At 70.4% G+C, this 13,010-nt stretch carries 13 protein-coding genes and 1 tRNA gene; 9 read left to right on the forward strand and 5 right to left on the reverse strand.

Going from position 1 to position 13,010, the window contains the following annotated elements; genetic code table 11:
• Positions 1 to 54: 54 nt before the first annotated feature.
• A complete protein-coding gene (locus tag ACWGKS_RS03605) occupies positions 55 to 1,701 on the reverse strand; it encodes an FAD-binding oxidoreductase (RefSeq protein WP_358513292.1) in 1,647 nt (548 codons plus the stop codon).
• A gap of 17 nt (positions 1,702 to 1,718) precedes the next feature.
• On the opposite strand from ACWGKS_RS03605, the gene ACWGKS_RS03610 reads away from it, so the two are divergent.
• The 4 genes from ACWGKS_RS03610 (at position 1,719) to ACWGKS_RS03625 (ending at position 5,704) form a co-directional block, all read left to right on the forward strand.
• Entirely contained in the window at positions 1,719 to 2,327 is a 609-nt protein-coding gene (locus ACWGKS_RS03610) for a TetR/AcrR family transcriptional regulator (RefSeq protein WP_452521635.1), read from the forward strand.
• The gene (locus ACWGKS_RS03615; protein WP_358512276.1) at positions 2,324 to 3,847 is read left to right on the forward strand and encodes a glycerol-3-phosphate dehydrogenase/oxidase; all 1,524 of its coding nucleotides are present in this window, start codon (positions 2,324 to 2,326) and stop codon (positions 3,845 to 3,847) included. The genes ACWGKS_RS03610 and ACWGKS_RS03615 overlap by 4 nt, the downstream gene beginning before the upstream one ends.
• A 217-nt stretch (positions 3,848 to 4,064) precedes the next feature.
• Positions 4,065 to 4,616 carry an ATP-binding protein gene (locus tag ACWGKS_RS03620; protein ID WP_452455816.1) on the forward strand — a complete coding sequence of 184 codons (552 nt, stop codon included), beginning with the start codon at positions 4,065 to 4,067 and terminating at the stop codon, positions 4,614 to 4,616.
• Between the two features lie 188 nt (positions 4,617 to 4,804).
• On the forward strand, positions 4,805 to 5,704 hold the full coding sequence (locus ACWGKS_RS03625; protein ID WP_358512271.1) for a bile acid:sodium symporter family protein: 900 nt from the start codon (positions 4,805 to 4,807) through the stop codon (positions 5,702 to 5,704).
• A 242-nt stretch (positions 5,705 to 5,946) separates the two neighbouring features.
• Here ACWGKS_RS03625 and ACWGKS_RS03630 read toward each other — a convergent pair whose 3' ends face one another.
• Together ACWGKS_RS03630 and ACWGKS_RS03635 are read right to left on the reverse strand one after the other, a co-directional pair.
• Positions 5,947 to 6,444 (reverse strand): LURP-one-related/scramblase family protein, encoded by a 498-nt coding sequence (locus ACWGKS_RS03630; RefSeq protein WP_358512268.1) that lies wholly within the window; start codon positions 6,442 to 6,444, stop codon positions 5,947 to 5,949.
• A 9-nt stretch (positions 6,445 to 6,453) separates the two neighbouring features.
• The gene (locus ACWGKS_RS03635; RefSeq protein WP_358512266.1) at positions 6,454 to 6,897 is read right to left on the reverse strand and encodes a hypothetical protein; all 444 of its coding nucleotides are present in this window, start codon (positions 6,895 to 6,897) and stop codon (positions 6,454 to 6,456) included.
• 159 nt (positions 6,898 to 7,056) lie between these two features.
• Between ACWGKS_RS03635 and ACWGKS_RS03640 the strand changes: the two genes are divergently transcribed.
• A complete protein-coding gene (locus ACWGKS_RS03640; protein ID WP_358512264.1) occupies positions 7,057 to 7,758 on the forward strand; it encodes an exonuclease domain-containing protein in 702 nt (233 codons plus the stop codon).
• A 19-nt stretch (positions 7,759 to 7,777) separates the two neighbouring features.
• On the opposite strand, the gene ACWGKS_RS03645 is transcribed toward ACWGKS_RS03640, so the two are convergent.
• Together ACWGKS_RS03645 and ACWGKS_RS03650 are read right to left on the reverse strand one after the other, a co-directional pair.
• Complete coding sequence (locus ACWGKS_RS03645) at positions 7,778 to 8,239, reverse strand: SgcJ/EcaC family oxidoreductase (protein WP_358512262.1); 462 nt, start codon at positions 8,237 to 8,239, stop codon at positions 7,778 to 7,780.
• Positions 8,240 to 8,327: 88 nt separating this feature from the next.
• Positions 8,328 to 8,399, reverse strand: a tRNA-Arg gene (locus ACWGKS_RS03650).
• Positions 8,400 to 8,518: 119 nt separating this feature from the next.
• Here ACWGKS_RS03650 and ACWGKS_RS03655 point away from each other — a divergent pair.
• The 4 genes from ACWGKS_RS03655 to ACWGKS_RS03670 all read left to right on the forward strand — a co-directional run bounded on the left by ACWGKS_RS03655 (position 8,519) and on the right by ACWGKS_RS03670 (position 12,885).
• Entirely contained in the window at positions 8,519 to 8,917 is a 399-nt protein-coding gene (locus ACWGKS_RS03655; protein WP_358512259.1) for a response regulator transcription factor, read from the forward strand.
• Positions 8,914 to 10,020, forward strand: a complete 1,107-nt coding sequence (locus ACWGKS_RS03660) for a DALR anticodon-binding domain-containing protein (protein WP_358512256.1) — start codon at positions 8,914 to 8,916, stop codon at positions 10,018 to 10,020. The genes ACWGKS_RS03655 and ACWGKS_RS03660 overlap by 4 nt, the downstream gene beginning before the upstream one ends.
• A 121-nt stretch (positions 10,021 to 10,141) precedes the next feature.
• Positions 10,142 to 11,527: a diaminopimelate decarboxylase gene (gene lysA / locus ACWGKS_RS03665; protein ID WP_358512253.1), complete on the forward strand. Its 1,386-nt coding sequence runs from the start codon at positions 10,142 to 10,144 to the stop codon at positions 11,525 to 11,527.
• 71 nt (positions 11,528 to 11,598) lie between these two features.
• Positions 11,599 to 12,885, forward strand: coding sequence for a homoserine dehydrogenase (locus tag ACWGKS_RS03670; protein WP_358512250.1), 1,287 nt, complete (start codon positions 11,599 to 11,601; stop codon positions 12,883 to 12,885).
• Positions 12,886 to 13,010: the final 125 nt, after the last annotated feature.

Below are 13,010 nucleotides of genomic sequence, written 5' to 3' on the forward strand. Positions count from 1 at the left end.
GGCCCCGCGAGGGGCCCCACCCGCTCCGGGCTCACCGGTCCCGCGGGAGCGGGGTCAGGCGTCGGGGATGAGCTTGCCGGGGTTGAGCACGCCCTCCGGGTCCAGCGCGGACTTCACCGCGCGGAGCACGTCGGCGCCGAGCGGGCCCAACTCGTCCGTCATCCAGGGCCGGTGGTCGGTGCCCACCGCGTGGTGGTGGGTGATGGTGCCGCCGTTGGCGACGATCGCGTCCGAAGCCGCTCGCTTGGCCTCGGCCCAGCGCGCCGACGGGTCCTCGCCCGCACCCGTGGCCACCGTGAAGTACAGGGACGCCCCGGTCGGGTAGGTGTGCGAGACGTGGCACAGCACCACCACGCCGCTCACGTCGTCGTCCAGCGCGCCCGTCAGGGCGTCCACCACGGCCCGGTAGAGCGTCTCCAGGTCACTCCAGGTCGCCGCGGTCTCCAGGGTCTCGGCGAGGATGCCCGCGGACAGCAGGGAGTCGCGCAGGTACGGAGTGGTGAACCGGGTCTCGCGCCAGTGTGCCACCGGGGCCGACCCCAACGGGGTGCCACCGGCCGCCACCATGACCTCGCGCACGGCGGCCGCGCGCGCCGTCACGTCGGAGTCGGTGCCCTCGAAGCCCAACACCGCCTGGCAGCCGGGCGTGGCCTCACGACCGGCCAACGCGGCGTTCACGAACGTCTCGGTCTCGTCGGACAACCGCGCCATGGTGGGGCGCACGTCCGATTGGGCGAGCGTGCGCAGCGCCGCCACGCCGGTCGTGTAATCGGGGAAGGACCAGGCCTCGTCCAGGACGCGTTCGGGTCGGGGCCGCACGCGCACGGCGACCTCCGTGATCACGCCCAGGGTGCCCTCCGAACCCACCATGAGCCGACGCAGGTCGGGGCCGGCGGCGGAGGCGGGCGGCCCTCCCAACTCCAGGGTGCCGCGCGGTGTGGCCACCCGCATGCCCACGACCATGTCCTCGAACCGGCCGTAACCGGAGGAGGCCTGGCCGCTGGAGCGGGTCGCGGCGTACCCGCCGATGGTGGCGTACTCGTAGCTCTGCGGCATGTGTCCCAGGGTCAGGCCGTGTTCGGCCAGCATCGCCTCGGCGTGCGGGGTGCGCACACCGGCGCTCAGCACGGCGGTCAGGGAGGTGGTGTCCAGGGACACCAACCGGTCGAGCCGTCGCAGGTCCAGGGAGACGACCGTCCGGAAGTCACCGCGGATCGGGGTGAGGCCGCCGACCACGCTGGTGCCACCGCCGAAGGGGACCACCGCCACGCGCTCGGCCGAGCACAGCGCCAGGAGCCGTTCCACCTGTTCGTGGTCGGCGGGTGACAGCACCGCGTCGGGCGCGAGGTCGGTCCGACCGGAACGGCGGGCGAGCAGGTCGGGCGTGCTCTTGCCGCCGCTGCGACGCAGCCGGGTGGGCCCGTCGGTTCGCACGTGTTCGGCGCCGACGACCTCTGCGAACGCGTCACGGAGACGTTCGTCCAGGCGGGTCGGGGGCAGGACGACGTCCTCCTCCGGGACCGGGGGCATGTCCTCGGTGCGGGTGCGCAGGACCTGTGTGATGAGGTCGCGCGTTCCGGGGTCCAATCGGGTGGCCCGCCCGGGGTCGCCCCAGGCGAACCAGCTCATCTCCGGTGCGGTGTCGGTGCTCCCGGTGGCGTCGGTCGTTCCGGCGGGGGAGTCTTGCGCATCGTGGGTCATGCTCTACAGTTTTACACATGGCGTCAAAACGTAACGTAGAGGACGAGATCCTGGACGCGGCCCGCGCCTGCGTGGAGTCGTTCGGTGTACGACGCACCACCCTGACCGACGTGGCCCGCCGCGCCGGGGTCAGCCGGCCCACCGTGTACCGCCGCTGGCCCGACGTCACCGCGCTCGTCGCGGACCTGCTCACCCGCGAACTCCGCCACATCCTCATCGCCGAGGAGATGGCGGCCGGGAGCGACGTCGCCGAGGAGAGCGTCCGCTCGGGCCTGGTGCGACACGCCACCGGGGCCGCCCGGGCGATGCTCGCCCACCCCCTCGTCGGCCGGATCATCGACACCGAACCGGAACTCCTGGCCACCTACACCTTCCACCGGCTCGGTAGTAGCCACAAGGCCGCCCTCGAACTGGTCGAACCCGCCATCGCGGACGGCCAGGCCGATGGCTCCATCCGGGACGGCGACCCCGCGGTCCTGGCCCACCTGGTCATGGTGACCGTGCAGAACACCGTCACCTCCCATCGCCTGTTCGCCGAGGTCCTCGACACCGACGGGCTGGTCGCCGAACTGTCCGTCCTGCTGGACGGCTACCTGCGACCCCGAGAACGGAAGGAAGGCCCATGAGCCGGTCCACATCCCTGAACGCGACCCGCCGCACCACCGACCTCGCCGAGCTGGAGGCCCGTCCCGACGTGGACCTACTGGTGGTCGGTGGCGGCGTCACCGGAGCCGGAGTGGCCCTGGACGCCGCTTCCCGGGGGCTGTCCACGGTCCTCGTCGAACGCGAGGACCTCGCCTTCGGCACCAGCAGGTGGAGTTCCAAACTCGTCCACGGCGGTCTGCGCTACCTCGCCAAGGGGCAGGTCGGCATCGCCTACGAGAGCGCCCGCGAACGCGACGTCCTCATGCGCGTCACCGCGCCCCACCTGGTCCGTTCCCTGCCGATGGTGATCCCCGTGCACTGGGACACCGGCCTGGCCCGGACCTTCGCCGTCCGCGCCGGGATGGGCGGCGGAGACCTGCTGCGCATGCTCTCCGGCACCCCCTCCTCGGTCCTGCCCGGCCCCCGGATGCTCAACGCCCGCCAGACCCGACGCCTGCTCCCCGCGGTCGACCCCGACGGTCTGCTCGGCGGGATCGTCTCCTTCGACGGTCAACTCGTCGACGACGCCCGGTTGGTCATCGCGATCGCGCGCACCGCCGCCGGTGAGGGCGCTCGTGTCATCACCCGCTGCTCCGCCGAGAGCATCACCGCCGACGGCGTCCTCCTGCGCGACGAGACCGACGGGCGGCTCGTCCCGGTGCGTCCGCGTGCGGTCGTCAACGCCACCGGTGTGCACGCCGACGACCTCGACCCGCGGATCCGACTGAGCCCCAGCCGCGGTACCCACCTGGTCCTGGACGGCGCGGTGATGGGCGGCCCCCGTGCCGCGTTGACCGTGCCGTTGCCCGGCAGCGTCAGCCGGTTCGTGTTCGCGTTGCCCCAGACCGACGGTCGGATCTACGCCGGGCTCACCGACGAACCCCTTGAGGGTCCCGCCCTTCGGGTGCCCGAGGTGCCCGATTCGGACGTGGACTTCCTCCTGGCCCAGTTCAACCGGGCCTTGTCCACCAAGCTGACCCGGGACGACGTCATCGGCTCGTTCGCCGGGCTGCGCCCGCTGCTGCACGGGGACGGCTCCACCGCGGAACTGTCCCGTGAGCACCTGGTGTCGGTGGCGCCCAATGGTTCCGTCACCGTGGTCGGCGGCAAACTCACCACCTACCGGGCGATGGCGGAGGAGGCCGTGGACGCGGCCGTCGCCGAACACCGACTCCAGGCGGGCCCCTGCCGCACCCGGGAACTGCCGCTGGTGGGCGCGGCCTCCCACGAGGAGCTCGACGACCTCGACGCCCCGCGCCACCTGGTCTCCCGGTACGGGACCGAGGCACCGGCCGTGATGGCCGAGGCGAAGGACGACCCCGAACTGCTGGTTCCGGTGGCCTGCGGGGTCACCCCGGCCGAACTGCGGTTCGGGGTGCGCCACGAGGGGGCCATGGACGAGGCCGACCTGTTGGAGCGGCGCACCCGCATCGCACTGGTGGACACCGACCGCGACCGCGCCGAGGCCGCGGCCAAGGAGGCCCTGGTCTCGGTGGGGTAGGGGAGGTGGGGGAGCGGGAGAGAACCGGCCGAAGTCGTGGCGATGGCCCGATGGGGCCGAGGAATTCGGGGACTCACCACACCGGGGGCCTCTGGTCCGCCACGATGTGATCGCGTATGGTCATACCGGTTCGAGCCCCCTCCCCCCTCGAAGCCTCCGCGGCCACCCCCGCTATGGTGCGCACGCCCGTTGAGCCGTCCCGCCCTAGGAGTCATTCATGCCCACGCTCGTCGCCGTGCCGACCCTCACCAGCACCGAGGAAGACGTCTTCGCGGGGGTCCCGGACGAGTACCGGCACTACTTCAACGGTCGGGTGCCCGTACCGTTCACCAAACGCCACTGGGAGTTCGCCGGTGAGCCGGTGAGCGTGCCCCTGGTCAGGGCCTTCCTGGAGACCTGCGCCGCCGGTCGGGACTCCGACTACCGGTACGTGCTCACCCTGTTGGGCGCGGAGCTGGCCACCAACGCGATCCGGCACAGCCGGTCCGGTGAACCGGACGAGACCTTCGTGATCCGGGTGGATCGCGGCCCGAACGGGATGACCGTGACCTGTCGCGACAACGGGATGCCCACCAGCGCGGTGGAGGGCCGGGGCGGGCTGCTGATCGCAGCCTCGCCGGAGGACCGGCTCACCGCGGAGGACGGCCGTGGGCTGGCCCTGATCGACAGCTTCGCCACCACTTGGGGCGACAACGGCCACCCGAGCATTCGCAAGGTGTGGTTCCACCTGGCCTACGACCTCACCGGAAGCTCCTGGCCCGCGGCCTGATCCCGCGTAAGGGCCGCCCCTGAAGGCCTCGCCGCCGAGCTCACGTGACCCTTGCCAGGCGGGGTGACCCATGCCACTATCTCTACCTGCGGGTAGCTTGTGGCGTGCGTCACTGAACGGTACGCCCCCGTGTCCCCGCGTCCCTACAGCTCGGCCGCGTCGCCGGCCCATCCCCCAAGGGGTCCCCCATGGACTCGGCCCTCACCACGGTCGGCCTGCCGGTCGCCCTCGGCGTCATCATGCTCGGCCTCGGCCTCAGCCTGACCGTCCGGGACTTCACCCGACTCCTCACCATGCCCTGGACGATCCTCCTCGTCCTCGGTTGCCAGATCCTCCTGCTGCCGCTCTTCTGCTTCGGTCTCGTGCTGGTCTTCGTCGAGTACTTCGACCTGGCACCGCTGTTGGCGGTGGGCATGATGATGATGGCGGCCTCCCCGGGCGGCACCACCGCGAGCCTGTACAGCTACCTGTTCAAGGGCAACGTCGCGCTCAACATCTCGCTGACCGCGATCAACTCGGTCACCGCCATCGTGACCCTCCCGCTCATCACCGGGTTCTCACTCGGCTACTTCACCGAGGGCGGGTCCATCGGTCTTCAGGCCGGAAAGATGATCCAGGTGTTCGCGGTCATCCTCGTCCCGGTCGCGATCGGCATGTTCGTCCGGGCCAGGATGACCGCCTTCGCCGAACGCATGGAGCGGCCGGTCAAGCTGGGTTCCAGCATCGTGCTGGTCGCGGTGATCATCGGCGCGATCGCCGCCGAGTGGGCGAACCTGCCGCAGTACATCGTCTCGGTCGGCCTCATGGTGCTCGTCTTCAACGTGGTGAGCCTGACCATCGGGTACTGGGCGCCCCGCCTCGTCGGTACCGGGCGTCCCGAGGCCATCGCCTCCTGCATGGAGATCGGTCTGCACAACACCACGCTGTCGATGACCATCGCCATCACCGTCCTGAACAGCACCGAGATCGCCATCCCGTCCGCGGTCTACGGGGTGCTGATGTTCTTCACCGCCGCCGTCGCCGGTGCCCTGCTCACCCGTCGCGACGCCCGGGAGGAGAGGGCCGAGGCCACCGCGAGCGGGGACTGATCACCCGGGGCGCCACCACCAGGCCCAGCGGCAACAGGATCAGAGCCGCCAGACCGGCGGCCGCGGAGACCAGGAGGTATCCGCACACCCGAAGCGGCCCCCGCCACACGTCCCTCATGCTCGGCTCCTCGTCGGTCGACTTCGCCGTTGACACCGACAGTCTGGCGGGAGACCGATCGATCGGTCACCACAGCCCGCTACCCGATCCGAAGGGTGGCGGCGGCCACCGGGCCGTGGGCCGATCAGTCGTCGTCGGAGGTCAGGGCGTCCACGGCGACGGCGACGCTGATCACCAGCGCGGGGTCCCCCGCGACGTCACGGCGGTGGGTGTTGACGTCGATCGCGTAGGTGTCCCGCACGCGGAACCACTTGCGGGAGACCACCGCGACGGTGCCCTCCTTGTCGCTGATGGAGTACTCCTTGTCCAGGAAGCTCCCCACGACCTCCCAGTCCGGAGCACCCTCGACCTCGACGTTGAGCTTGTCGCGGATGGGGTTGAACAGGCGCTTGCGGACGGTCGCCACGGTCTTGCCGTCGTGTTCGACCCGCATCTGGTCCCGGACCTTGAAGAGCTTCTTGCGGATCACCATGAGCTCGTTGCCCTGGGGGTCCTTGAGCTCGAAGGTGGTGCGGATCTTCAGGGCCTTGCCGTCGACCCAGAACACCTTGTTGCCCTGTTCGTCGGTCACCCAGAAATCATCGCCGATGTCGAAAACGCGTTCGCGTACCAGAAACTTCATGCGATGACGTTATTGCACCATGCCCCCGCCGACCAGACGCGTCCCCAACCAGCGGTGTTGCAGCAGCCCGATCCAGATGGTCAACGCTCCGGAGACCACGAAGCCCAACGCCGCCAGGACCTGCCACTCCGGGGGTAGGTACCGGGCCAGGAGCCACAGACGCAGGGAATCGTTCGCGCCCACCAGGTTCATCCCCAACGGGATCAGTCCCTGGGGGACCAGAGCGACCATGCCGACGGTGACCAGGACCACGCGCACCAACGAGAGAGCGATGTGGACCAGCCATCCGCGAACGGCGTTCGAGGCGGTGGCGTCCCGATCGTTCCCACCCGCGATCCGGGCGGACGATCCACGTTCGGCGAGCCCGTTCATCTCAGGGGTGACACCGAGTCCGAGAGGGTCGCCCGCGGCGACCTCCCGTTCTCGCGTCTTCTCATGGTCGTTCCGCTCCATCACCACTCCACTCGTCTCGATTGGAGAGATCCTGGCATTCCGAGTGATACGGAGTAAAGCGGATTCCCACGTGAGGACGATTCGGCGCCGCTTGTCACCGGTGATCTGTAATGTCACTAGCGTGTTCGGAATCGGACGACCGGAACCGTGAGGAACCACGTGCACACCTCCTGGCATACCCAGCCCATGGCCGCCTTCGACATCGAGAGCACCGGCCTGGACGTCGAGAACGAACGGATCGTCACCGCCGCCCTGTGGCGGATCGACCCCGCGCGCGGCACCAAGGAGGTCACCGCCTGGCTGGCCGACCCGGGGATCGAGATCCCCGCGGAGGCCGCCGAGATCCACGGCATCACCACCGAACGGGCTCGGGCCGAGGGCCGCCCGACCGTCGAGGTGGTCACCGAGATCGCCGCCGCCATAGAGGCCGTCGTGGCCGAGGGCCTACCCCTGGTGGTCTACAACGCGCCCTACGACCTCACCCTGCTCGACCGCGAGATCGCCCGGCACCGGCCACCCCTGGCCGCGCCGCCGCTGGTGGTGGACCCACTGGTACTGGACAAGCGGGTCGACACCTTCCGGCGGGGTTCGCGCAAACTCGTCGACGTGTGCGCCCACTACCAGGTGCCCCTCGCCCAGGAGGAGGCCCACGGGGCCGCCGCCGACGCCCTGGCCGCGGCCCGTCTGGCCTGGCAGATCGCCGCCAGGTACCCGGAGATCGCGGAGCTGTCCATCGACGACCTGCATTCCTCCCAGATCAAGTGGAAGGCCGAGCAGTCCGCGAGCTTCCAGGAGTACCTGCGCCGCCGCAACCCCGACGCCGTGGTCGACGGCACCTGGCCCCTCACCCCCGCCCCCTGACCGAGCCCGGCCGCACGCCCTAAGGCCGTTCGCGGTAGTCGGTCGGGGTCAGGCCCGTCTCACCGGAGACGTGGGTCTCGGCGCCGGGGACCCGGTCGGTGTTGTGCGCGGCCACGGCCCGCCAACCATCGAACCCGCGTTGGACGACGAAGGTGAAGACCCCGGACCGGCGGCCCGCGGGTCCACCGTCCAGGCTCGTCTGACCGGTGATCGACCAACGGCAGTGCACCACCGCGGCGTCGTCGCCCAACTCGCGCACCCGAACACCGGACACACGAAGGGCGGAGCCGGGGAAGATCACCCGCAGACCGTAGTCGTGGGCGCGGTGGATGCTCTCGCGGTCGCGCCACCACAGGCCGACCACGTTGACGAAGTCCGCGTCCGGAACGAACAGGTTCGCGATGCCCTCCGCGTCCCCTCGGTTCCACGCCCGGGCGAAACCCGTCGGAACGTCCTCCGGGCGCTCAAGGCCGACCGTCATCTCACTCCCTTCGCGCTTTGGAGCGGCGACGTCCCCGAAGCGCGGAAACGAAAAAGGGAACACCGTCGCGGTGTTCCCTCTCGAACTGTGCCCCCTGCAGGATTCGAACCTGCGCAACCGGCTCCGGAGGCCGGTGCTCTATCCCCTGAGCTAAGGGGGCGCTGTTGCGAGGTCAACTCTAGCAGGGGTTGAGGGAGGTTCGTCCAATCGTTTCGGGGGGTCGTCCGAATGCTCCGATCCGGTGGTGTCGTCGCGCTCGGCGGAGGTAGTGTCACGATCGTGAACGCCCTTCCCGTACGGGTTCTCGTCGTCGAGGACGACGAAGTGATCCGTGAACTCATCCGCCTCAACCTCGAACTGGAGGGGTTCGAGGTGTTCACCGCCATGGACGGACAGGACTGCCTGGACCAGGTCGGTCACGTCCGACCCGCCGTCATCACCATGGACGTGATGATGCCCCGCCTCGACGGCTGGAGCACCGTCGAACGCCTACGAGCCGACGGCTACGACCGGCGCATCGTCATGGTGACCGCCCGCGCCCAGGCGGACGACCGCAGGCGGGGCGAACGGATCGGCGTCGACGACTACATCACCAAGCCCTTCGACCCCGACGAGCTCGTCGACCTCATCCGTGCCCTGCACGGTGACGGCGACGACGGCATGGGGGGACTCGCGTGACCCCACGCGCCCTGGAGGCCGTGGTGCGCCGTGCCGCGCTGCGCGCCTTCGATCTGGACGACACCGACATCCCGTTCGTGTGGCCGCGCGCGGACCAGGCCGCGGGTTCGGCCGACGCTTCCGTGGCCCTGGCCCCGCGGCTGGTGAGCCGGGTGCGCGACCGGCTCCCCGAGGGGCGCGACGACACCCACCGCCTCACGGTTTCCGCTCGTATCGTCGAGCAGGTCGAATCCCTGTCCGACGGCGATGACCCCGAGGCCGGATTCGCCGAGGTCCTCGGCGACAAACGCGGCTTCGTCAACATCACCTTCACCTGCCGCCAGCGCCAGAGCCTGCTGCGTGCGGCGGCCGACGGCCCGCGCTTCCTCACCGGACGCCCCTGGACCGGGGCGGGGGAGTGGCCCCGCACCGACCTGCACGAGGCCGGCCCCGTGGCGCAGGCGCGACGCTTCGCCCGTGCCGACGCCCGCGCCCGCATCGCCATGGCCGTGGGCGACGAGGACCCTCCCCCCGAACCGAGCGGCGAGGTGTCCTGGCGCGACCACTACCTGGACACCGATCGCACCGACCTGTACACACCCGCCGGCCGCACCCTGGGACGCATCGGCGAGGACAGCGCCCGGGTGGCGTTCTGCCGCTCGGTGCCCGACAGACCCAGGGAGAACGAGTCCACGGGTAGGGACCTACCGGTGCTGCCCTCGGCCGAGCACCCCGGGGCCTGGGCCCGCCTCACCGACGCCAACCCGGCCTTCCGACTGCGCTACGCCCACGCGCACGCGCTGACCAGCCTGAGATGGGCCCGCGACACCGGGCTCGCGGCGGCCGAATGCCGCCATGGCGCCAACGCCAAGGTGCGCGCGCTGCTCTTCGACGGCCCCGGTGTCCTGGACACCGCCGCGCGCCGAGAGGAACCCCATATCCTGGTCAGATACCTGGAAGCGTTGAGCAGTGCCTACGATGAGTGGCGGACGGGTTCCACCGTCGGTGCCGGCGGGGACGAACCCACGCGGGCCGCCCTGGACCCGGCCCTGCCCGCGGCCGTCGCCGGTGTGCTCCGCACCGGACTCTTCCTGCTCGGGGTGTCGGCGCCCACAAGGCTGTAGACACTTCGTCCGCCGCGGGTCCCAGGGGGAGATCCCAACCCCTGTGTTCCGATCTTCTTGATGGACAATGGGCAGGGTCCCCCCTGAACAGCAATACGAAGGTCCAGCCGAAAGACCCGCCATGAGCCGCTACGCCCACCCCGCAGGATCCCGCCACGCGGAGATCCTGCCGGAGGACAACCCACCGCTGCCGCCCGAGGACCTCAACTCCCTCGACGAACGCGTGTGGCCCGCCACCTCGCGCCGTCTGGACGGAGAACTGACCATCGGTGGCATCGGCGTGCGCGCCCTCGCCGCCGAGTACGGGACGCCGCTCTTCGTCATGGACGAGGAGGACTTCCGCTCCCGCGCCCGCGACTACTCCACCGCCTTCACCGACGCCGACGTGTACTACGCCGGCAAGGCCCTGCTGACCAAGGCCGTCGCCCGTTGGGTGATCGAGGAAGGGCTCAAGATCGACGTGTGCTCCGGCGGTGAGTTGGCCGTGGCCCTGGCCGCCGGCGTTCCCACCGACCGCGTCGCCATGCACGGCAACAACAAGTCGGTGGCCGAGTTGCGCCGTGCCGTCGAGGTCGGAGTCGGCCGCGTCATCGTCGACTCCCTCGACGAGATCGACCGTCTGGCGACCGTCGCCGCCGAGATCGGCGCCCGCCCCAAGGTCCTGATCCGCGTCACCACCGGCGTGGAGGCGCACACCCACGAGTTCGTGGCCACCGCCCACGACGACCAGAAGTTCGGGTTCGCGCTCAGCACCGGCGCCGCCGCCGAGGCGGTCCGTCGGGTCCTGGCCGCCGACCACCTGGAACTGGTCGGGCTGCACTCGCACATCGGTTCGCAGATCTTCGACACCTCCGGGTTCGAGGTCGCGGCCCGCCGCGTCACCCGGTTCCTCACCCGGATCCATGAGGAACTCGACGTCACCCTCGCCGAACTCGACCTCGGTGGCGGACTGGGCATCGCCTACACCTCCGACGACGACCCCCTCGACCCCAAGACCATCGCCGAGAGCCTCACCGCGATCGTGCGCCGCGAGTGCGCCGAGGCGGGCCTGCCCATGCCGCGTATCGCGGTCGAGCCCGGCCGTGCCATCGCGGGTCCCGCCGGGGTCACCCTCTACGAGGTCGGCACCGTCAAGGACGTGGAGGGCATCCGCACCTACGTGAGCGTCGACGGTGGGATGAGCGACAACATCCGCACCGCCCTGTACGGGTCGGAGTACACCGGCAGGCTGGTCTCTCGCGAGAGCGACGCCGAGGCCATGCTCTCCCGTCTGGTCGGCAAGCACTGCGAGAGCGGTGACATCATCGTGCACGACCTGTACCTGCCCGCCGACCTGCGGCCGGGCGACCTGGTGGCGGTCGCCGCCACCGGCGCCTACTGCTACTCCATGGCGAGTAACTACAACCACCTGCCCCGCCCCGCCATGGTGGCGGTTCGGGACGCGAACGCACGGGTCATCGTGCGAAGGGAGAGCGAGGAGGACCTCCTCCGCCTCGACGTAGGCTGAAACGTTCGTCACACGGGCGTCGACCGGCGTCCGGAGGGGTCGGACACGAGAGAAGTGGGAGTCACGCCCAAATGGCGATGAAGGTGGCGCTGCTCGGATGCGGCGTTGTGGGTTCGGAAGTCGTCCGCCTGGTCAACGAACAGTCCGAGGAACTGGCCGCGCGGATCGGCACGCCGATCGAGATCGGCGGGATCGCGGTACGCAGGCTCGACCGCGACCGTGGGGTCGACCCGGCGCTGCTGACCACCGACGCCACGGCGCTGGTCACCCGCCCGGACATCGACGTCGTGGTGGAGGTCATCGGCGGGATCGAGCCGGCCCGTTCGCTGATCCTCTCGGCGATCAAGTCCGGCAAGTCCGTGGTGACCGCGAACAAGGCGCTGCTGGCCGAGGATGGACAGACCCTGCACGCCGCGGCCCGCGAGGCCGGGGTCGACCTGTACTACGAGGCGTCCGTGGCCGGGGCCATCCCGCTGCTGCGCCCGCTGCGCGACTCCCTGGCCGGTGACAAGGTCAACCGGGTCCTGGGGATCGTCAACGGCACGACCAACTACGTGCTGGATCGCATGGACTCGGCCGGGTCGTCCTTCACCGAGGCCTTGGCGGAAGCACAGAGCCTGGGCTACGCCGAGGCCGACCCGACCGCCGACGTGGAGGGCTTCGACGCCGCGGCCAAGGCCGCGATCCTGGCCCGGCTGGCCTTCCACACCCAGCGCGTCACCGCCGCCGACGTGCACCGCGAAGGCATCACGGGAGTCTCCGCCGGCGACATCGCCAGTGCCCGGGACATGGGGTGCGTGGTCAAGCTCCTGGCGATCTGTCAGCGTTCCGAGGACGGCGAGTCCGTGGGCGTACGCGTCCACCCGGTCATGCTGCCGTTGGAGCACCCGCTGGCGAGCGTCAAGGAGGCCTACAACGCGGTCTTCGTGGAGGCCGAGTCGGCCGGCCGGCTGATGTTCTACGGCGCCGGGGCGGGGGGCACCCCCACCGCGGGCGCGGTCCTGGGCGACATCGTGGGCGTGACCCGTAACCGGATGGCCCGCACGTCCGTGGCCGAGGGAGGCCACGACACCGGCCTGCCGGTGCACGACATGGGCCGCACCATCACCAGCTACCACGTGGCGCTGGACGTGGCCGATCGTCCGGGCGTGCTCTCCCAGGTCGCCGAGGTCTTCGCCGACCACGGTGTCTCCATCAGGAACGTGCGTCAGGAGGGCAGCGGGGACGACGCTCAGCTCGTGCTGGTCAGCCACCCCGCACCCGATTCCGCGCTCAGCAGCACGGTCGAACGGCTCAGCACGCACCCGATGGTCCGCGAGGTGGCCAGCGTGATGCGCGTGGAGAACTTCCAGGACTGATCGAGGGCCGGGGGTCGCTCGGCGGAAAGCGACCCCCGGTGTCCGGATACTGAGATCACAGTGCCGCGACGCAAGACCTCGCAGGTCGGGTCGTACACTCGTCACCAGTGGGGACGCTCCGCCGC

The sequence above is a fragment of the Nocardiopsis sp. NPDC055879 genome (assembly GCF_053615935.1).

Coding starts and splice junctions, on each gene's coding strand:
- ACWGKS_RS03645 (WP_358512262.1), bottom strand. CDS start 8,239: ATGACGGTCGGCCTTGAGCGCCCGGAGGACGTTCCGACGGGTTTCGCC.
- ACWGKS_RS03615 (WP_358512276.1), top strand. CDS start 2,324: ATGAGCCGGTCCACATCCCTGAACGCGACCCGCCGCACCACCGACCTC.
- ACWGKS_RS03605 (WP_358513292.1), bottom strand. CDS start 1,701: ATGACCCACGATGCGCAAGACTCCCCCGCCGGAACGACCGACGCCACC.
- ACWGKS_RS03630 (WP_358512268.1), bottom strand. CDS start 6,444: ATGAAGTTTCTGGTACGCGAACGCGTTTTCGACATCGGCGATGATTTC.
- ACWGKS_RS03670 (WP_358512250.1), top strand. CDS start 11,599: ATGGCGATGAAGGTGGCGCTGCTCGGATGCGGCGTTGTGGGTTCGGAA.
- ACWGKS_RS03620 (WP_452455816.1), top strand. CDS start 4,065: ATGCCCACGCTCGTCGCCGTGCCGACCCTCACCAGCACCGAGGAAGAC.
- ACWGKS_RS03625 (WP_358512271.1), top strand. CDS start 4,805: ATGGACTCGGCCCTCACCACGGTCGGCCTGCCGGTCGCCCTCGGCGTC.
- ACWGKS_RS03610 (WP_452521635.1), top strand. CDS start 1,719: ATGGCGTCAAAACGTAACGTAGAGGACGAGATCCTGGACGCGGCCCGC.
- lysA (WP_358512253.1), top strand. CDS start 10,142: ATGAGCCGCTACGCCCACCCCGCAGGATCCCGCCACGCGGAGATCCTG.
- ACWGKS_RS03635 (WP_358512266.1), bottom strand. CDS start 6,897: ATGGAGCGGAACGACCATGAGAAGACGCGAGAACGGGAGGTCGCCGCG.